Below are 18,652 nucleotides of genomic sequence, written 5' to 3'. Positions count from 1 at the left end.
CCGCGTCGGGCGGACAGCTGCTGCCCGTCACCCCGGCGCTCGGGGTGGTGACCGCCGTCCTGCTGCTGGTCGCCGTCGCGGTGGCCGCGTGGGGCCTGCTGGGGCACGGGCACGCGGTGCTGCGGGCCGGACTGCGGGCGGTGGTGCAACTGGCGGCCGTCGCCGCGGTGATCACCTGGGTGGTCGGCTCGCTGTGGTGGTCGGCGCTGTTCGTGCTGCTGATGTTCACCGTCGCGGTGCGCACCGCCGGGCGGCGGATGACCGAGGGGCCGGGCTGGGTGTGGGCGGCGGCCCCGATCGGCGCCGGGGTGCTGCCGGTGCTCGCCCTGCTGCTGGCCGTCGGGCTGCTGCCGCCGAAGGGCCTGTCCGTCATCCCGGTCGCGGGGATCCTGATCGGCGGCGGGCTCACCGCCACCTCGCTCGCCGGGCGGCGCTCCCTGGACGAGCTGCGGCAGCGGCGCGGCGAGGTGGAGGCGGCGCTGGCGCTCGGCTTCGAGGAGCGCGACGCCCGGCTGGAGATCTGCCGCACGGCCGCCGCGACCTCGCTCGTCCCCGCCCTGGACCAGACGCGGACGGTCGGCCTGGTGACGCTCCCCGGTGCCTTCGTCGGCATGCTGCTCGGCGGGGCCTCCCCTGTGCAGGCCGGTGCGGTCCAACTGTTCGTTCTGGTCGGCCTGTTGGCCGTGGAGGCGGTCGCGATCACGGTGGTCCTGGAGCTGGTCGGGCGCGGGCTGGTGGCGGCGGCCGACCTCCCGCCGGGTGGGGAGCCCGTCCGGCGTCGGGTAATCTGGACGGCGTTGAAGGGGAGTAGCCCTCCACCGGACCGTCGACATACTGGCCCCCAGGGGCCCGGCGCCCGGGGCACGCGGTCGTGAGACCGGTGCCGGCGAGACCTTCGGCCGCAGTGCTGTGACCGTTTCCAGTGCTGTCGGGCCGAGGCGTCCCCTGACGGAGCTGCCGCGGGCCGGCGGCCCGACCGAGGGAATCCTCCGATGAGTGTGACCGTAGCCGCGTTGACGTTCGGCATCATCTTCCTGGCCGAGCTGCCGGACAAGACCGCCCTGGCCAGTCTGGTCCTCGGCACCAGGTACCGCGCGAGCTACGTCTTCGCCGGCATCGCCGCCGCCTTCGCCCTCCAGGTGGGCCTCGCCCTGGTGGCCGGGCACCTGCTCTCGCTCCTGCCGCACCGCTGGGTCGAGGGCGTGACCGGCGCGCTGTTCCTGGCCGGCGCCGCGATGCTGCTCTTCCACGGCGGCGGCGACGATGACGAGCACGCCGCCAAGGAGCCGTCCTCCAGCAGCTTCTGGAAGGTCGCCGGGGCGAGCTTCGTGGTCGTCGCGGTGGCCGAGTTCGGCGACCTGACCCAGATCATGACCGCCAACCTGGCCGCCAAGTACGCCGATCCGCTGGCCGTCGGCCTCGGCTCGTGGCTGGCGCTGTGCGCGGTCGGCGGGATCGCGATCGTGGGCGGGCAGAAGCTGCTGAAGCACGTGCCGATGAAGCTGATCGTCCGCGTCGCGGCGGCGATCATGGTGGTGCTGGCGGGCGTCAGCATCGTCGGGGCCATCACGGGCTGACGTCCCCCCGGAGCGGGTCAGCAGCCGGGGTCGGCCGCCAGGACGGCCTGGGTCTTCGGCCCGTAGACGCCGTTCTCGCCCTTGATCCGGTTGTCCTTCTGGTAGCTGGTGAGCACCGACTGGGTCCAGTAGTCGAAGGTGCCGGTGACGATCGACTTGTCGACGAATCCGCACTCGGCGGCGTAGAGCTGCTGCTGCATCGCCTTGACGTCGGCCCCGGACATCCCGAGCTGCAGGAGACGCGGCGTGGGGGTCGGGGTCGGCGTCGGGGTGGGCGTGGGCGTCGGCGTGGGGGTCGGCGTCGGCGTCGGGGTGGGGGTCGGCGTCGGGGTCGGCGTGTGGGACGGCGTGGGCGTCGGCGTCTTCGTCGGGCTCGGCTTGGCCGTCCGGGAGGGGGTCGGGCTCGGGGTGTCGCTGGTCGGCGCCGGGGAGCTCGGCTGCGGGGCGGGACCGGTGGAGGGATCCGAGGGCGCGGGGACGAGCGACGTGGGCGCGGGCAGTGCCTTCTGCGCCGGCTCCGACGACGGCGTCACGGCGTACGCGAGGCCGACGGTCAGCGCCAGCAGGCCCGCGCCGACGCCCGCGATCAGCAGCTTGTGCCGGGCGAGCGGGCTCTGCTCGGCCTGCTCGGCGGCCCTCCGGGCGGCCCGGCCGGCGACGGAGGCGGCCTCCGGGCCGGGCTCGTGGTCCGGGGTGTCGAACGGGAAGTAGCCGAGGTCGTCCCCGGGCCCGGGCGGGACGGGTGACATGGCGGTCGTCGCGTAGCCGTCCTGGGCGTACTCGTCGGCTGCGTACCCGCTCGGGGCGTACCCCTCCGGGGCGGCGCCGGGGACGGGCGGCAGCACGGTGGTGGCGTAGGCGTCCGCGTCGGGCCCCGGCGTGGGCGGCAGCACCGTCGTGGCGTAGGCGTCCGCATCGGGCCCGAGAGGGGGCGCGGCCGGATGGGCGGCGTGCGGCGGTGCGGCCTGCGGGGGGCCATCCGCGACCTGGCCCGCCGCCTGCGGCACGTACGGGCGGACCAGTGGCGGGCCCTCGACGTGCGGGAGGACGGCGGTCTCGTCGAGACTCCGGTCCGGGAGGCAGCCGCACCCCGTGGAGCGTGCGGTGCCGCACGTCGGGCAGTGCTGGTCCGGCATCGCCGGCCCTCCTCGGTTCTCGGTTCTCGGTTCCCGTGCTCTCGGACGCGCGGCCGGGCGGTTCCGGGTCGCGCGATCGGGCCTGATTATGCAGGACGTCCCGGAGGGTGGACAGGGCCGTCCGGCCGTCGGCGGTGGGGTTGTGCCGGTTGGTGGTGGTTGGCACCGGGTGAACAGGGCGTGCTCGATGGACGGGTGGGGTGCTTACGTTCGGCTCAATCAGGCGGCGCAAAGCAGGGCAATTCTGACACCATGGTGGCTGGGAGTGATCATCCGCCGGCCCGCCCGCTCCCGCCGGACCCGTGACCCCACGCAGACGTCAGGAGGCGCCATGACGGACCCTCCTCGGGGGTACCCCCACGCCGCGTCGGACGGGAGCCCGGCCGCCGGGCCCGGCCCGCCGGCGGTCACCGTCCCCAACCTCTGGATGCCGATCGGCGCCCTGCTGTTGGCGATGCTGCTCGCCGCGCTCGACCAGACCATCGTGTCCACCGCGCTGCCCACGATCGTCAGCGACCTCGGCGGCCTGGAACACCTCTCCTGGGTCGTCACCGCCTACATGCTCGCCTCGACCGCGGCCACCCCGCTCTGGGGCAAGCTCGGCGACATGTACGGCCGCAAGCGCTTCTTCCAGGCGTCCATCGTGATCTTCCTGCTCGGCTCGGTGCTCTGCGGAATCGCCCAGAACATGGGCGAGTTGATCGCCTTCCGGGCACTCCAGGGCCTCGGTGGCGGCGGGCTGATGGTGCTCTCGCAGGCGATCGTCGGCGACCTCGTCCCGCCCCGCGACCGCGGCAAGTACCAGGGCCTGTTCGGCGCCGTGTTCGGCGTGACGAGCGTGCTCGGGCCGCTGCTGGGCGGCCTGTTCGTCGACAACCTCAGCTGGCGCTGGGTCTTCTACGTCAACGTGCCGGTCGGCGTGGTCGCCCTGATCGTCATCGCGGCGGTGCTGCACGGTCTCGACGTCAGGCGCGAGCACCGGATCGACTACCCGGGCACCGTGCTGATCGCCGCCGTCGCGACCTGCCTGGTGCTGATGACCTCGCTCGGCGGCACCACGTGGGCGTGGAGCTCCTGGCAGATCGTCGGGCTCGGCGTGCTGGGGCTCGTCCTGCTGGTGGCCTTCGTGCAGGTCGAGCGGACGGCCGAGGAACCCGTCCTGCCGCTGCGGCTGTTCCGCTCCCGGACCTTCAGCCTGGTCGCGGTGATCTCCTTCGTCGTCGGCTTCGCGATGTTCGGCGCGCTCACCTACCTGCCGACCTTCCTCCAGGTCGTCCTGCAGGTCTCGCCGACCATGTCCGGCATCCACATGCTGCCGATGGTGCTCGGCATGCTGGCCACCTCGATCGGCTCCGGCCAGATCGTCGCCCGCACCGGGCACTACCGGGCCTTCCCGATCGCCGGGACGGCCGTCACCACCGTCGGCCTGCTGCTCCTGTCCCGGCTGGACGAGCACACCGGCACGGGGGAGATGAGCCTCTACTTCCTCGTCTTCGGCCTCGGGCTGGGCCTGGTGATGCAGGTGCTCGTGCTGATCGTGCAGAACTCGGTCGGCTACCAGGACCTCGGCGTCGCCACCGCGGGCGCGACCTTCTTCCGTTCCATCGGTGCCTCGTTCGGCGTCTCCATCTTCGGGACGATCTTCGCGAGCGGTCTGAGCTCCCGGCTCGCCGACGCGCTGCGGGGTGTGACACTGCCGCCCGGCTTCAACCCGGAGGCCATCAGCACCGACCCGCGCGTCATCACCAGCCTGCCGGCCGCCGTGCAGGAGAGCGTCCACCACGCGTACGCGGAGTCGATCACGCGCGTGTTCCTGTACGCGGTGCCCGTCGCGCTGGTCGCCTTCGTGCTGTCGCTGTTCCTGCGCGAGCAGCCGCTGCGCACCACCGTGACGGCACCGGACCTGAGCGAGTCCATCGGCCTCAACCCGGTGGAGCGCTCCTCGCTGGACGAGATCGCCCGCGCCCTCTCGGTGCTGAGCACCCGTGAGGCCCGGCGCGACCTGTTCCGGCGGATCACCGCCACGGCCGGCCTGGACCTGCTGCCCGCCTCCAGCTGGCTGCTCCTCCAGATGCACCAGCACGGCTCCGCCGAGCCCGCCGAGCTGGCCGAGCGGCGGGTCGTGCCGATCGCCGTCATCGAGGAGGCCGTCCGCGAGGTCGAGGGCCGCGGGCTGGCCGCGCGTCACGGCGGGCTGCCGCTGTGGCTCACCGAACCGGGGGAGCAGGCCGCGCTGAAGCTCGTCGCGGCCCGGCGCACCCAGCTGTCCGAGCTGCTGGGCGACTGGGACGAGAAGCAGTACGCCGACCTCGCCGACCTGCTCACCCGGCTCAGCTCCGGCCTCTGCGCCGACCCGCGCGACCGCCCCGACCCGGTGGGCCCGGAGCCGCCCTACCGGGGCGAGGGGCGGTCGTTCTGACTGTTCCTACGGCCTTTTCCTACGGTGCGCCGAACCACCGTGGGGTGTCGAGGCGGAACGGATCGCCGGGCGCGAGGCGCCGCAGGCCGTCCTCCACCTGCCGGAGGTGTTCCTCGCCGAGGGTGGCGGACCACTGGGCGCGCAGCTCGTCGAAGATCCGGGCCGAGCGGGCGAGGCAGTCCACCCCGCGCGCGGTGAGGCGGACGACCTTGCGGCGCGCGTCGGCGGGGTCGCTGCCGCGTTCGATGTAGCCGAGCTGTTCCAGGTTCTCGACGGTCTTCCCGGCGGCCTGCTTGGACACCCCGAGGCGGCGGCCCAGCTCGACGGCGGTGGTGCCGTGCGGCCCGATCGCCTGGAACACGAAGCCGTGCATCGGCCGCACGTCGGGGTGGCCTTCGTCCGCCAGGCGCTCGTGCAGCTCGTCGATGATCGTCCGGAAGGCGAGCAGGAGGCGCAGCGGCAGCTCGAAGCCGGGCGGGGCGGGTTCGCTTGACACGATAGACAACCTCATTGACCATATAGACAACGACATTGTCCATCTTAGGGGGTTCCTTCGCCATGCCCGTGATCCGTCACGCCGACGCGCGCCGCACCGAGACGCCGAACGCCGTCATGACCACCTACGCCTCGCCGACCCAGTGCTCGACTGCACTGGCCATGTGGCACGTTGACATGGCGGCCAGGAAGCGGGGGCCGCTGCACGCCATGGACGTCGAGCAGATCTGGACGCTTCTGAGCGGTTCCGCGTCCGTGGACCTGGCCGGCGAAACGCTCTCCGTCTCCGCCGGGGACACCGTGGTCTTCCCCGCGGACGTGGCTCGGCAGATCTCGACGGCGGACGGCTTCACCGCCGTCGTCGCGGGTCTGTCGCCCGCCCATGCCTACAACCCGGACGCCGTCACCCCGGAGGGTGCCTGCGCGCTCGCGCCGAAGGACGACGAGCGCATGCTCCCGTCGTGGATCGCGTGAGGTGTAGGAGACTGCTCGAAGCACCCGAGAGAAGGAGCAGCATGTCCGTCGTCAAGATCAACGTACTGACCGTCCCGGCCGAGCAGCGCGAGGTGCTGGAGCAGCGCTTCGCCTCCCGCGCCGGCGCGGTCGAGGGCTCCGACGGCTTCGAGTGGTTCGAGCTCCTGCGCCCGGTCGAGGGCACCGACCAGTACCTGGTCTACACCCGTTGGCGCAGCGAGGAGGACTTCAAGGCCTGGATGGAGGGCCCGATGAAGGCGGCCCACCAGCACGGCGGCGAGGGTGAGGCGCCGAAGCGCCCCGCGGCCTCCGGCTCCACCCTCTGGTCCTTCGAGGTCGTCCAGTCTGCGGGCCCGAAGGCCTGAGTGGTTGTCCGAACGAACGGCGCGCCCCCCAACCGGGGCGCGCCGTTTGGCTGTTCGGTGCCGTCCGGCCTGGGGTCGCACCCGGGGGTCTGGTTTCACCTGGGCCCCCGGCCACGTGGCGGGGGACACCCACGGATGCGCGTTTGGCTCTTCTCAGTCCTTCCGGGAGGCTCCCTCGGGCCGTACGACGAGTGGGATGCCCTACGGTGGCGCCATGGATGAGTGCGAGGAGCGCGTCGAGTACGCGGTGCCGATCCTGCCGAGCCGGGACCTGGACGAGACCTCGGAGTTCTACTCCCGTCTGGGCTTCGAGCCGCGCGGGCGCTGGGACGGGGAGGACGGCTACCTGATCGTCGTCCGGGGCGCGGTCGAACTGCACTTCCGTCACGACCCCGGGGTGGACCCGCTGGCCACGGCCGGCAGTTGCTACCTGCGGGTCCGGGACGCGGACGCGCTGCACCGCGACTGGGCACGGCTCGGAGTGCCCACCGACCGGGCCACCGGCAGCCGGCTGATGCCGCCCGCCGACACCGGCCACCGGATGCGGGAGTTCGCGCTGGTCGACCGCAGTGGCAATCTGCTGCGGATCGGCAGCCCGGCCGGGCCGCGCTGAGGCCGACGGGCCGCACCCACGAGACCGTGAGAGCCATCCGTCCCCCCGCGGTCATCGAAAGTCACATCATCGCTGGCCAGGGCCGGGGCGGTCGCCCGCGAGCGCGACGGTCCGGCATGACGGAGGGCACGCACGCCCGGTGATCGTCGGCTCTGGCGGGCGGCCCGGTCGCAGCGGGAGGATGGGCGACTGGCCGGGGCGGTGTGTCCCGGTGTGTTCGAACGGGGGGCGGGCCGATGTCGCCGCATGCGATCGGGTTGTACGCGAGCGCTGCCGTGGTGGTGGGTGTGGGGCTGCGGACATTGGTACTGGTCGGAGGAGCGGCCGGGGACGGCGGCGGGCCGGGCGAGGTGGCGGCGGTGGTCCGCGCGGCGTGGGCGCGGCGACCGTGGGTCACGTCCGCGCTGTTCGTGGTGATGGCGGTGATGGCGGTGGTCCAGTCCGTGGCTCCGTCGGTGATCGGCGAGCTGGAACGCCGACCGGGTGCGCTGACGGATGGTCAGTGGTGGCGGGCCGGGACGGCGCTGCTGGTGCAGTCCTCGGGTTGGGCGCAGATCGCGATGAACCTCTCGGCGCTGCTGGTGATCGGGGCGGTCGCCGAGTCGGTGCTCGGGCGCGGGTGGACCCTGGCGGTGTTCCTGGGTTCCGGCGTGGCGGCCCACGTGGTCAGCCTGGCGGGCTGGTCTCCCGACGGAGGCGGGGACTCGGTCGCCATCTGCGGTCTGCTGGGCGCGCTGGCCGTGGGCTGCCTGCTGCGGGGGCGGTGGCAGGCTTCGTGGTTCGTCCTGCTCGTCCCGGCCTGCGGGCTGTTCCTGTGCCTGATGCGGAACAACCACGGCGCGGGGCTGACGGCGGGCTGCCTGCTCGGTCTGGTGTGCGCGCCCCGGCCATGGGGCCGCGCCGCCCGACAGGTCGCCGCGTAGCTGCTCCCGGTCGGCGTGGTCAGGGGTCAGGGGTCAGGGTGCCGGTCGGCGTCGGATCGGCGACGTCGAGGCGGTAGTCCACGCGGGTGGAGAACGCGCCGGACTCGCCCCGGAGGGTCAGCTCGTGGCTGCCCGGCGTGAGGGGATCCAGGCGCACCCACAGGCCGCATGACCAGGTGTTGGCCTGGGTCTTGGAGGTGAACGGGTTGCCGGGGACGGCATACATCCTGATCGGGGTCGCGTCGAGCGTCTCGGGCGTCAGGGAATCGCCGTCCAGGGTTGCGCTGCTCTTGGCCGCGTCCATGAAGCCGTAGCAGTCGGAGGCCTGGCCGAACAGGTTCACCAGGGGAAACGCGATCGGGACGCCGACGGGGACGGTGCACGAGCGCCGGGCGGTGCCGCCGGTCGTGCCGGCGAGCTCGCCTCCGGCGACGGCTCGGCTTCGGTGGAGGCGACCGGGCGGGGCGCGGGCGAGTCGGTGCAAGCCGCGGTCAGGGTGAGGGCGCCGAGGAGCAGCGCGGCCAGTCGTATGGAACGCATGATCGGAAAGACTGGGGGAGCCTGGTCCGTCCCCTCCGTCATTTTTCGGCAGGCGGGCGGAAGGCCACCGGGGCGGCGAAGGCGGCGCGGCGGGTGGTGCGGCGCAGCGCGCGCAGGACGGGGGTGCCGAGGGTGAGGCACAGGGTGATGGTGAGCGCGGCGCGCGGGAGGTCCCAGCCCAGGGACGTCGTCAGGCAGTAGGCGGCGAAGCGGACCAGGTTGGCGGGGAGCGGGTCGCCGGGGACGAAGGAGATGCTGCCGGCCAGGCCGCCGATGTACGGCCAGCCCTGGAGGTTCATGATCGTGCCGTAGAGGACGGACGCGACAGCGCCGTACACGGCGAGGAGGGCGAGTTCGCGGCGACCGCGCAGACCGGCGGCGCCCGGCAGGAGGCCGGCGCCCAGGCAGACCCAGCCCATCGCGAGCATCTGGAACGGCAGCCACGGGCCGACGCCGCCGGTCAGGAGGGCCGAGGCGAACATCGACAGCGAGCCGAGGACGAAGCCGAACCCGGGGCCGAGGACGCGGCCGGAGAGCACCATCAGGAAGAACATCGGCTCCAGCCCCGCCGTGCCCGCGCCGAGCGGGCGCAGCGCGGCGCCCGCCGCGGCCAGGACGCCCAGCAGCGCGACGGACTTGGCGTCCAGACCCGGAGCGCCGCCGCCCGCCGACCGGCCCTCGCTGATCTGGGCGACGACGACGGCCAGGAGGAGGGGGAGGAGGAGCGCGAACAGCCAGGGAGCGTCGGCGGAGTGGCCGACCAGGGCGGATTTGGTGGAGGCGAGCAGCGGCCAGCCGAAGGCCGTCACGCCGACGAGGGACACCAGCAGCAGTGCCGCCGTCGATCGGCGGCCCAAGGGCACGGGGCGACTCATGCTTCCAGCGCCTCCGCCACCTGCGGGACGGTGAGCCACGGGCCCGGGGCCAGCACCTTGGCGACCTGTGGGGCGAACGCGGGGGAGGAGACCACGACTTCGGCCGTCGGGCCGTCCGCGACGACCTCGCCCTCGGCCAGGATCACCGTGCGGTGGGCGAGTTCGGCGGCCAGCTCGACGTCGTGGGTGGCCAGCAGCACCGCGTGGCCCTCGGCGGCGAGGCCGCGCAGGATCTCCACCAGCCGGGCCTTGGCCGCGTAGTCGAGGCCGCGGGTGGGCTCGTCGAGCAGGAGCAGCGGGGGCCGGGCGGTGAGGACGACGGCCAGGGCGAGCGTGAGCCGTTGGCCCTCGGACAGGTCGCGCGGGTGAGCGGTGTCCGCGATGCCGGGCAGCAGGCGTTCGACCAGCGCGCGGCACGTGCCCGCGGGGGCGCCCGCATCGGTGTCGGCCGCCGCGCACTCGGCGGTGACGCTCTCGCCGTAGAGCAGGTCGCGCGGGTCCTGCGGGACGAGGCCGACCTGGCGGATCAGGTCGGCGGGCCGGGTGCGGTGCGGGGTGCGGTCGCCCACCCGGACGGTGCCCGAGGCGGGCGCGTGCAGGCCGACGAGGCTGCCCAGCAGCGTCGACTTGCCGGCGCCGTTGCGGCCCATCAGCGCGCTGATCTCGCCGGGGCGGAGCACCAGGTCGACGCCGCGCAGCGCCGCGACCGGTCCGCGCCGGACGGCGAGGCGGTCGGCGGTGGCGAGCGGGGGGCCGGTGGGGGCCGGTGCGGCGGTCGGGCGGCGTCCGTCGAGCCGCTCGCGCAGCGGTGCGGCCTTGCGGCGGGCGTCGCGCACGGACAGCGGCAGCGGCTGCCAGCCGGCGAGCCGTCCGAGGCCGACCACCGGCGGGTGCACGGGGGAGTGCGCCATGACGTCGGCCGGTTCGCCGAGGACGGGTGGGGCGCCCGGGGCGAGCAGCAGCACCTGGTCGGCGTACTGGACGACGCGCTCCAGCCGGTGCTCGGCCATCAGGACGGTGGTGCCGAGGTCGTGCACGAGCCGCTGCAGCACGGCCAGCACCTCCTCGGCCGCGCCCGGGTCGAGCGCCGAGGTCGGCTCGTCCAGCACCAGCACGCGCGGGTGGACGGTGAGCACCGAGCCGATCGCGACGCGCTGCTGCTGGCCGCCGGAGAGCGAGCCGAGCGCTCGGTCGCGCAGGTCGGCGAGGCCGAGCAGGTCGAGCGTCTCCTCGACGCGGCGGCGCATGACGTCCGCCGGCAGGCCCAGGGACTCCATGCCGTAGGCGAGTTCGTCCTCGACGGTGTCGGTGACGAAGTGCGTGACCGGGTCCTGGCCCACCGTGCCCACCAGGTCGGCCAGGTCGCGCGGGCGGTGGGCGCGGGTGTCCCGGCCGCCGACGGTGACCCGGCCGTGCAGGGTGCCGCCGGTGAAGTGCGGGACGAGCCCGCTGACCGTGCCCAGGAGGGTGGACTTGCCCGAGCCCGACGGGCCCACCAGCAGGCAGAGTTCGCCCTCGGGGACGGTCAGGTCGAGGCCGCTCAGGGCGGGGGCGGCGGCGTCCGCGTACTGGACGGAGACCTGCTCGAAGGTGATCACGAAGCCCTCCGGGGCGGGGTCGGGGTGGCGAACGCCGGTACCAGGCCCAGGAGTGCGGCGAGGGCGGCGGCCACCGGCAGCACGGGGACGCTCGGCGGTACGACGGTGGGTGCGAAGGCGGCCGGATCGCGGGTGGAGAGGTACACGGTGAGCGCGGCGACGGCGGCGCCCGACCCGGCGGTGAGCCACTCGGGAAGGGCCCAGGGGTCGGGCCGGTAGCGCGTCCTGACGGACCGTCGGCCGCCCAGGAGCAGCCCGGCGAAGGCGGCGGCCAGGCCGATCAGCAGGACGGGCGGCGCCCAGCCGGCGCCCCCGGCGGTCAGCAGGCCGTACGCGGCCAGGCAGATGCCCAGCAGCCCGGACAGGGTGAGCGCGGCCGTCGCCCGTGCGAGGCGCTGCGGGACGTCGGCGGTGCGGCCGAAGCCGCGGGTGTCCATCGCGGCGGCCAGTGCCACCGAACGCTCCAACGCGCCCTCCAGGACGGGCAGTCCGACGCTCAGCACGGCGGCGACACCCTTGTCCGTCCGGCCGCGCAGTCGACGGGCGGCGCGCAGCCGCTGGACGTCGGCGACCAGGTTCGGCGCGAACGTCATCGCCACGACGACGGCCACCCCGGCCTCGTACAGCGCGCCGGGCAGGGCGCGCAGGAGGCGGGCCGGGCTGGCGAGCGCGTTCGCCGCGCCGACGCACACCAGGAGCGTGGCCAGGCGCAGCCCGTCGTAGAGCGCGGCCAGCAGGCCTTCCAGGGTGACCCGGCCGCCGACCCGCAGCCCCTGCGCCCAGACGGGCAGGGGCACTTCGGGCAGCGTGAACAGCACGTGCGTCCCGGGGATCGGCGAGCCCAGCAGCACGGCGAACAGCAGCCGGAGGCCGAGGACGAACAGGCCGAGCCGCAGGAAGGCGCCGTACGACCGTGACCAGGGCGCGTCGCCGCGCCGGGCGGCGACGACGTAGCCGGCGACGGCGGCGAGCAGCAGCAGGATCGCCGGGTTGGTGGTGCGGGTGGCCGCGGCGCCCAGGCCGAGTGCCCACAACCACCAGGCGCCGGGGTGCAGTTGACGGGGAACGCGCATGGCGGGGGATCTCGTGGCCGTCATCGGGGACGGCGGCGGCGCGCTTGCCGGACGGCACCGGCCGCGAGGACGGCCACGAGGGCGCCGCCGGCGATCAGGCCGAGGTCCGGGCCGCTGCCGCCGTCCTTGGCCGCCGCGCTGCTGTCCGCCTTCGCGCCGTCCGACTTCGCGCCGGTGCCGACCTGGTCGGCGCAACCGGCCTTCGGGTAACCGGCGATGGCGCAGAGCAGGCCGTTGGTGTCGTACCGCAGCGGCGGCGCCGCGGCGGCGAGGACCTCGGCGGACGTGGCGTTCGCGGGGACGGTGGCACAGGCGGTGCGCTGCTCGGGCGGCTGCTCGGCGGAGGCGCCGTCGTCGGCCGTGCCGAAGTCGAGGACGACGGCGACGCGCTTGCGGCCCTGCTGCGGGGGCGTGCCCGCGCAGAGGGTGGCGAAGTCGGCGGCGCCGCGGGGCTGCGCGGCGTTCTGCCCGCCGTCCGGGCTGACGGCGAACCGCCACCCGTCGACGCTCCCGTCCGCCGGGACGTGGACCGCGGGCCCCTGCTGCTGGTAGGCCCAGCCGCCGTCGGTGCCCTTCCAGAACGACCAGTACCGGTACCCGGACGCCGCCTCGGCGGGCACGGCGGAGCCGGCGACGAGCAGCACGGCGAGGAGGCCGGTGAGGAGCGCGGCGAGCCGCCTGACGGGGGCGGTGGCGGGGGCGGTGGCGTGGTGGGACGTCGCCCCATCGGACGTGCCGCCAAGGGGTGCGGAGGCCGGCTCACCGGTGAGCCCGGTGAGCCCACCCGGCGCCGACGCCGACCCCGCTCCGCCCGCCGTCGGCGTCGGGACCGCCGGGCCGCCGACGGCAGGGAGGCGCGCGGACGTCACAGCTTCGGGGCGCGCTTGCGCTGGAGGCTCAGGATGAGGCCTCCCCCGATGCCGATGAGCAGGCCGATGCCGATCAGCCAGTACTGGCCGATGCCGCCGTCCTTCTTCTTCTCCGCCGCCGGAGCGGTCGTGGCAGCGGCCGAGGCGGGGGCCGTCGCCTTCGGCGCCGGGCCGAGCGCGGTGAGCTGCTGCACCAGCGCGGCCGTGTCCCGCTGGGCGGCCTGGGAGACCAGGAGCAGCGTCGCGGCGGCGCCCGCGTCGGTGCCGCCCTTCGTCCAGGCGGCGCCGTTCTGGGTGAGCCAGTCCACCGCGCCTGCGGCCTGCTGCGGGTGCCCGCTCTGGGTGAGGCCGAGGGCGGCCCAGGCGGTGGCGGTGTAGTCGGGGGTGGGGGTGGCGCCCGGCATGGTGAGGGTGAGGTGGTTGCCGCCCGCGCCGAGCTGCGCGGTGAGGTACGCCCCGGCGGCCTCCGCCGAGTCGGCGTGCGCGACGGGGGTGGCGGCGGCGCCGTCCTGGCAGGCCGGCGGCTTGGGCGCGGTGTCGGAGCGGACGCCCGCGGCGACCGGGAGCCGGCCGCCGGCCGCGGCGAGGGAGGCCTGGGCGGTGGCGAGCGCGTTGGGCGCGAGGGCGCCGGAGGCGGCGTCGGGCTGGAAGGCGAAGGCACCGCGCTGGTCGGCGGGGGCGGCGCAGCCGAGCTGGAAGCGGGCGAGCCCGTCGAAGGCGTTCTTGCCGTCCTTGGCGACGCCCGCGGGGTCGGTCTTCGCGGCGAAGAGGGCGTTGACGGCGAGGCCGGTGGAGTTGGCGTCGCCCGGGTTGCCCGGGTTGAAGGCCCAACTGCCGTCGGCGTTCTGGACGGTCTTGAGCCACTGGACGCCCTTGTCGACGGCGTCCTGGTGCCCGCCGAGCGCGACGAGGGCCTGAACGGCGACGGCGGTGGCGTTGCTGTCCTCGGTCTTGGCGTCGCAGGCCGCGCCGGCGGCCCGGTAGGAGGGCCAGCCGCCGTCCTCGCACTGCTGTCCGGCGAGCCAGGCGACGGCCTGGTCGGCCGGGGTCACCTTGGCCGCCGCCAGCGCGGTGAGCGCGAGGGACTGGCGCCACACCCCGTCGTAGGTCGGGTCGCCCTTGCCGTACAGGCCCTCGGGGGCCGCGGCAGCGGTGGGGGAGGGGGTGTCGGCGAGGGCCGGTGCGGCGGCGGCGCCGGTGAGCAGCGCGGCGGACAGGGTGGCGGCGCCCAGACGGGCGGCGGTGAGCATGGTGGAGGTGTGCCTTTCGGTGAGCGGTGCGGGCCCGGCGGGGCCCTTCCGTAGTCCTCGACGGTGCCGGACGGGTCTGTCCGCCCCAGCCGCTCGCCCCTCCCCGGGCGCTCCGACTCGGTCGGTGCCCACGCTGGGGAGCACCGGCCACACGGTTGCGGGGTCAGCGCCGGACTCGCACCGGCTTCCCCCGGGAGAGGGACGGATGAAGTTTTGCTGCCCGTCGACTTTAGCCGCCGGCGCGGGGCACCGGGCCCGACCGGATCAGGAACACGTTCCAGTAAGGGGGGTCGCGGGCGGGCTCACGGCAGCGTGAGCAGCCGCGCCGCCGTCTGAAGGTCGGCCCGGACCTCGGCGATCGAGGAGCGGCCGGAGAGCCAGGAGACCAGCGCCGAGTGCCAGGTGTGCTCGATCACCCGGACGGCCGCGCGCTGGCTCTCGCTCGGTGGCCCGGACTGGCCGATCGCGTCCAGGATGAGCTGTCCGGTCGCGGAGCTCACCCGGTCCACCTCGGCCCCGACCGAGCGGTCCGCGAAGGACAGCGCCCGCACCATGGCCTCCGCCAGGAGCGGTTCGCGCTGGAGCGCGTGGAACGCCCGGGTGAGCGTGTCGGCGACCCGCGGCGCCGGTTCGTCGTCGGTCGGCGGGTGGCGCCGGATGTGCTCCTGGAGGCCCTGCAACTGTTCGAGCATGACCGCGACCAGCAGGTGGACCTTGGACGGGAAGTACCGGTAGAGGGTGCCGAGGGCCACCTGGGCGCTCTCCGCGACCTCCCGCATCTGCACCGCCTCGTACCCGCCGCGCGCGGCCAGGGCGGTGGCGGCCCGCAGGATCCGCCGCCGGCGCTCGGCCTGGCGGGCGGTCAGCGGCGGCTCGCCGGCCGGCGGGGCGGCGGGGCTCGCGGGCGTGCTCGGCGACGACAAGGGGGGCTCCCGGGGGCGCGTGGGTGGCGGCGCGCCGCACGGGGGCGGCACGCCGTCGACCCGGGGTCGGCCGGGTCGGCGTGGCGGGAATCACCAGCCCTGCCTCCGGAGGGAATGCTACGGGCCGGTATCTTCGAGGTCTCTCATTGTTCACATGGTCGATGACGAGTTCCCCAGCCACTGAAACCTGATCTACTTTAGCGACCGGCAGCACAGATAGCAGCTAGAGAAGAGGGCCCAGGATGACCGCGCAGCCGCTGCGGATTGCCCTGCTGTCGTACCGCGGCGACCCGTTCTGCGGTGGCCAGGGCGTCTACGTGCGTCACCTGTCCCGCGAGCTGGCCAGGCTCGGCCACCACGTGGACGTGATCGGGGCCCAGCCCTACGCCGTCCTGGACGAGGTCGAGGGGCCGGGTTCGGTGCGTCTCGTCGAACTGCCCAGCCTGGACCTGTACCGCGCGGACGACCCGTTCCGCACGCCCGGGCGCGGCGAGTTCCGCGGGCCGGTGGACGTGCTGGAGTTCGCCACGATGCGCACCGGCGGCTTCCCCGAGCCGCTGACGTTCTCGCTGCGCGCCCGCCAGTACCTGGCCCGGCACAAGGGCCGCTACGACGTCGTGCACGACAACCAGACCCTCGGCTACGGCCTGCTCGGGCTGGCCCGGCACGGCTTCCCGCTGGTCACCACGATCCACCACCCGATCACCGTCGACCGGCGGCTGGAGCTGGACGCGGCCACCACCCGGATGCGCCGGCTGTCGCTGCGCCGCTGGTACGCCTTCACCCGGATGCAGCGCCGCGTCGCCACCCGGCTGGACCACGTGATCACCGTCTCCGGCAGCTCGAAGCGGGAGATCACCGAGCACCTGGGCGCCGCGCCCGGCGCCGTCTCGGTGGTGCCGATCGGCGCCGACACCCGCCTGTGGTCCCCGTCGGCGGAGGTCGCGCGGGTGCCCGGGCGGATCGTCACGACCTCCAGCGCGGACGTCCCGCTCAAGGGCCTGGTGTACCTGGTCGAGGCGCTGGCCAAGGTCCGCACCGAGCGGCCCGCGCACCTGGTCGTGGTCGGCAAGCCGCAGAAGGAGGACGGCCCGGTCACCGACGCGGTCCGCCGCTTCGGGCTGGAGGAGCACATCGAGTTCCGCAGCGGACTGACCGACCGGGAGCTGGTCGACCTGTACCGCTCGGCCGAGGTGGCCTGCGTGCCGTCGCTGTACGAGGGCTTCTCGCTGCCCGCCGCCGAGGCGATGGCCACCGGCACGCCGCTGGTGGCGACCACCGGCGGCGCGATCCCCGAGGTGGCCGGCCCGGACGGGCGGACCTGCCTCGCCGTGCCGCCGGGGAACGCGGACGCGCTCGCCGCTGCGCTGGGCCGGCTGCTGGACGACCCCGAGCTGCGCGAGCGGCTCGGCTCGGCCGGCCGCGAGCGGGTACTGGCCAGGTTCACCTGGGAGCGGGCCGCCGAACTGACCGCCGACGCGTACCGCGCGGCGATCGCCACCGGGGTCGGCGCGCGGGCCCGCTCCGGACCGGGCTGGCGGTACGTGCCCTGAGCCCGGTCCGGTCCGCGGCGCCGACCGGCGCGGGCGGGCGACCCGGCTCCAGCGGGAACTGATGAAGCGTCAACCGTGCCTGCGGGCACGACGTTTGGTGGCAAAAGGAATGGGAGCCCTGCAGTGCTGACCGTCGATTTCTCGCGCTTCCCGCTCGCCCCCGGCGACCGGGTGCTCGACCTGGGCTGCGGCGGGGGCCGGCACGCGTTCGAGTGCTACCGCCGCGGTGCCAACGTGATCGCCCTCGACCAGAACGCCGAGGAGATCGCCGAGGTCAGGAAGTGGTTCGCCGCGATGGAGCAGGCCGGTGAGGCCCCCGAGGGCGCGTCGGCGACCGCGATGGAGGGCAACGCGCTGGCGCTGCCGTTCGAGGACGAGTACTTCGACAAGATCATCATCTCCGAGGTGATGGAGCACATACCCGATGACAAGGGCGTGCTCAACGAGATGTTCCGGGTCCTCAAGCCCGGCGGCCTGCTCGCCGTCACCGTGCCGCGCTGGCTGCCCGAGAAGATCTGCTGGGCGCTGTCCGACGAGTACCACGAGGTCGAGGGCGGCCACATCCGCATCTACCGCGGCGACGAGCTGCTCGGCAAGCTCAAGGACGCCGGCCTGGAGCCCTACGGCACCCACCACGCGCACGCGCTGCACTCGCCGTACTGGTGGATCAAGTGCGCCGTGGGCGTGGACAACGACAAGGCGCTGCCCGTCAAGGCCTACCACCAGCTGCTGGTCTGGGACATCGTCGGCACCCCGGTGATCAGCACGCTCACCAAGGCCGCCGAGAAGGCCCTCAACCCGGTCATCGGCAAGAGCTTCGTCGCCTACGCCTCCAAGCCGCGGCGGGCCGGCGCATGACCGCCGCCGTCCCCGAGGTGCTGCTGCTCGACGGGGTGCTCGACGCCGAGCAGGCCGCCGGCACCGTCCGCAGCATCCTCGCCGAGCAGCGCGCCGACGGGGCCATTCCATGGTTCACCGGCCACCACCTCGACCCGTGGGACCACACCGAGGCCGCGATGGCCCTCGACACCGCGGGCGAGCACGCCGCCGCCGAGGCCGCCTACCGCTGGCTCGCCGCCCACCAGAACCCGGACGGCTCCTGGTACGCGGCCTACACCGACGGCGAGGTCTCCAACCGGGCCAAGGAGACCAACTTCTGCGCCTACGTCGCCGTCGGGGTCTGGCACCACCACCTCAGCACCGGCGACGACGCGTTCCTGGAGTGGATCTGGCCGGTGGTCCGCCGCGCCCTGGACTTCATCGTCCGCCTGCGGCTGCCCGGCGGCCCGATCTCCTGGCGCCTCGACGAGGACGGCACCGCGACCGCCGAGGCGCTGCTCACCGGCTCGTCCAGCATCCTGCACGCGCTGCGCTGCGGGCTGGCGGTCGCCGAGTACCTGGAGGAGCCGCAGCCCGACTGGGAGCTCGCGGCCGGCCGGCTGCGGCACGCCGTCGCGCACCACCCCGAGCGGTTCCTCGACAAGGACCGCTTCTCGATGGACTGGTACTACCCGGTGCTCGGCACCGCGCTGCGCGGCGAGGCCGCGCTGGCCCGGATCGAGCGCGACTGGGACCGCTTCGTCGTCCCCGGTCTCGGCGTGCGCTGCGTCAGCGACCGCCCGTGGGTGACGGGCGGCGAGAGCGCCGAGCTCGCGCTCGCGCTCTGGGCGATCGGCGAGTCCGACCGCGCCGTGGACATCCTGCGCTGGATCCAGAAGCACCTGCGGCACGACGACGGCTCCTACTGGACCGGGTACGTGTTCGAGGACGACGCCATCTGGCCCGAGGAGCGCACCACCTGGACGGCCGGCGCGCTGCTGCTCGCCGTCGCCGCGCTCGGCGGCGACCCGGCGACGGTCGCGGTGTTCGGCGGGGACGACCTGCCGGAGGGACTGGTGGTCCAGGACTGCTGCTGAGGCGGCCGTGTCGCGACACGCGGAAGGGGCGTGACCACGAGGTGGTCACGCCC

At 74.4% G+C, this 18,652-nt stretch carries 19 protein-coding genes and 1 riboswitch; of the genes, 10 read left to right on the top strand and 9 right to left on the bottom strand.

All coding sequences use genetic code 11. The features are described from left to right. Nucleotides 1–17 precede the first annotated feature (17 nt). Complete coding sequence (locus PUR71_RS33560; RefSeq protein ID WP_329931203.1) at nucleotides 18–875, top strand: ABC transporter permease; 858 nt, start codon at nucleotides 18–20, stop codon at nucleotides 873–875. Between the two features lie 117 nt (nucleotides 876–992). Then, nucleotides 993–1,577 (top strand): TMEM165/GDT1 family protein, encoded by a 585-nt coding sequence (locus PUR71_RS33555; RefSeq protein ID WP_329930993.1) that lies wholly within the window; start codon nucleotides 993–995, stop codon nucleotides 1,575–1,577. A 17-nt stretch (nucleotides 1,578–1,594) separates the two neighbouring features. On the opposite strand, the gene PUR71_RS33550 is transcribed toward PUR71_RS33555, so the two are convergent. Further along, on the bottom strand, nucleotides 1,595–2,713 hold the full coding sequence (locus tag PUR71_RS33550; RefSeq protein ID WP_329930992.1) for a peptidoglycan-binding domain-containing protein: 1,119 nt from the start codon (nucleotides 2,711–2,713) through the stop codon (nucleotides 1,595–1,597). Between the two features lie 331 nt (nucleotides 2,714–3,044). Between PUR71_RS33550 and PUR71_RS33545 the strand changes: the two genes are divergently transcribed. Continuing rightward, entirely contained in the window at nucleotides 3,045–5,132 is a 2,088-nt protein-coding gene (locus PUR71_RS33545; RefSeq protein WP_443077663.1) for an MFS transporter, read from the top strand. Nucleotides 5,133–5,151: 19 nt separating this feature from the next. Here the strand turns inward: PUR71_RS33545 and PUR71_RS33540 are convergent, their stop codons facing one another. Then, a complete protein-coding gene (locus PUR71_RS33540) occupies nucleotides 5,152–5,643 on the bottom strand; it encodes a MarR family winged helix-turn-helix transcriptional regulator (RefSeq protein WP_443077662.1) in 492 nt (163 codons plus the stop codon). Between the two features lie 47 nt (nucleotides 5,644–5,690). Between PUR71_RS33540 and PUR71_RS33535 the strand changes: the two genes are divergently transcribed. The 4 genes from PUR71_RS33535 (at nucleotide 5,691) to PUR71_RS33520 (ending at nucleotide 8,002) form a co-directional block, all read left to right on the top strand. Beyond that, nucleotides 5,691–6,101, top strand: a complete 411-nt coding sequence (locus PUR71_RS33535) for a cupin domain-containing protein (RefSeq protein WP_329930990.1) — start codon at nucleotides 5,691–5,693, stop codon at nucleotides 6,099–6,101. A gap of 41 nt (nucleotides 6,102–6,142) precedes the next feature. Then, complete coding sequence (locus PUR71_RS33530) at nucleotides 6,143–6,466, top strand: antibiotic biosynthesis monooxygenase family protein (RefSeq protein WP_329930989.1); 324 nt, start codon at nucleotides 6,143–6,145, stop codon at nucleotides 6,464–6,466. 214 nt (nucleotides 6,467–6,680) lie between these two features. Beyond that, nucleotides 6,681–7,079 carry a bleomycin resistance protein gene (locus tag PUR71_RS33525; protein WP_329930988.1) on the top strand — a complete coding sequence of 133 codons (399 nt, stop codon included), beginning with the start codon at nucleotides 6,681–6,683 and terminating at the stop codon, nucleotides 7,077–7,079. A gap of 236 nt (nucleotides 7,080–7,315) precedes the next feature. Then, entirely contained in the window at nucleotides 7,316–8,002 is a 687-nt protein-coding gene (locus PUR71_RS33520) for a rhomboid family intramembrane serine protease (protein ID WP_329930987.1), read from the top strand. 19 nt (nucleotides 8,003–8,021) lie between these two features. Here PUR71_RS33520 and PUR71_RS33515 read toward each other — a convergent pair whose 3' ends face one another. From PUR71_RS33515 to PUR71_RS33485, 7 genes are all read right to left on the bottom strand, one after another. Continuing rightward, nucleotides 8,022–8,486 carry a hypothetical protein gene (locus tag PUR71_RS33515; RefSeq protein WP_329930986.1) on the bottom strand — a complete coding sequence of 155 codons (465 nt, stop codon included), beginning with the start codon at nucleotides 8,484–8,486 and terminating at the stop codon, nucleotides 8,022–8,024. A gap of 94 nt (nucleotides 8,487–8,580) precedes the next feature. After that, nucleotides 8,581–9,417, bottom strand: a complete 837-nt coding sequence (locus PUR71_RS33510) for an ECF transporter S component (protein ID WP_329930985.1) — start codon at nucleotides 9,415–9,417, stop codon at nucleotides 8,581–8,583. Next, complete coding sequence (locus PUR71_RS33505) at nucleotides 9,414–11,015, bottom strand: ABC transporter ATP-binding protein (protein WP_329930984.1); 1,602 nt, start codon at nucleotides 11,013–11,015, stop codon at nucleotides 9,414–9,416. Before PUR71_RS33505 ends, PUR71_RS33510 begins: the two co-directional genes overlap by 4 nt. Further along, nucleotides 11,012–12,088, bottom strand: coding sequence for a CbiQ family ECF transporter T component (locus tag PUR71_RS33500; RefSeq protein ID WP_329930983.1), 1,077 nt, complete (start codon nucleotides 12,086–12,088; stop codon nucleotides 11,012–11,014). The genes PUR71_RS33505 and PUR71_RS33500 overlap by 4 nt, the downstream gene beginning before the upstream one ends. 20 nt (nucleotides 12,089–12,108) lie before the next feature. After that, nucleotides 12,109–12,957 (bottom strand): SCO2322 family protein, encoded by an 849-nt coding sequence (locus PUR71_RS33495; protein ID WP_329930982.1) that lies wholly within the window; start codon nucleotides 12,955–12,957, stop codon nucleotides 12,109–12,111. Next, nucleotides 12,954–14,207, bottom strand: a complete 1,254-nt coding sequence (locus PUR71_RS33490) for a prenyltransferase/squalene oxidase repeat-containing protein (RefSeq protein ID WP_329930981.1) — start codon at nucleotides 14,205–14,207, stop codon at nucleotides 12,954–12,956. Before PUR71_RS33490 ends, PUR71_RS33495 begins: the two co-directional genes overlap by 4 nt. 123 nt (nucleotides 14,208–14,330) lie before the next feature. Next, nucleotides 14,331–14,397, bottom strand: a riboswitch (cobalamin riboswitch). A gap of 112 nt (nucleotides 14,398–14,509) precedes the next feature. Continuing rightward, nucleotides 14,510–15,130 (bottom strand): TetR family transcriptional regulator, encoded by a 621-nt coding sequence (locus PUR71_RS33485; RefSeq protein ID WP_329930980.1) that lies wholly within the window; start codon nucleotides 15,128–15,130, stop codon nucleotides 14,510–14,512. Nucleotides 15,131–15,372: 242 nt separating this feature from the next. On the opposite strand from PUR71_RS33485, the gene PUR71_RS33480 reads away from it, so the two are divergent. The 3 genes from PUR71_RS33480 (at nucleotide 15,373) to PUR71_RS33470 (ending at nucleotide 18,599) form a co-directional block, all read left to right on the top strand. Continuing rightward, entirely contained in the window at nucleotides 15,373–16,683 is a 1,311-nt protein-coding gene (locus PUR71_RS33480) for a glycosyltransferase family 4 protein (RefSeq protein ID WP_329930979.1), read from the top strand. Nucleotides 16,684–16,806: 123 nt separating this feature from the next. Beyond that, complete coding sequence (locus PUR71_RS33475) at nucleotides 16,807–17,541, top strand: class I SAM-dependent methyltransferase (RefSeq protein ID WP_329930978.1); 735 nt, start codon at nucleotides 16,807–16,809, stop codon at nucleotides 17,539–17,541. Next, entirely contained in the window at nucleotides 17,538–18,599 is a 1,062-nt protein-coding gene (locus PUR71_RS33470; protein ID WP_329930977.1) for a prenyltransferase, read from the top strand. Before PUR71_RS33475 ends, PUR71_RS33470 begins: the two co-directional genes overlap by 4 nt. The last annotated feature ends 53 nt before the right edge of the window (nucleotides 18,600–18,652 follow it).

The sequence above is a fragment of the Streptomyces sp. SP17BM10 genome (assembly GCF_036322405.1).
GTDB lineage: Bacteria > Actinomycetota > Actinomycetes > Streptomycetales > Streptomycetaceae > Kitasatospora.
This window is presented reverse-complemented; position numbering and strand designations above follow the sequence as displayed.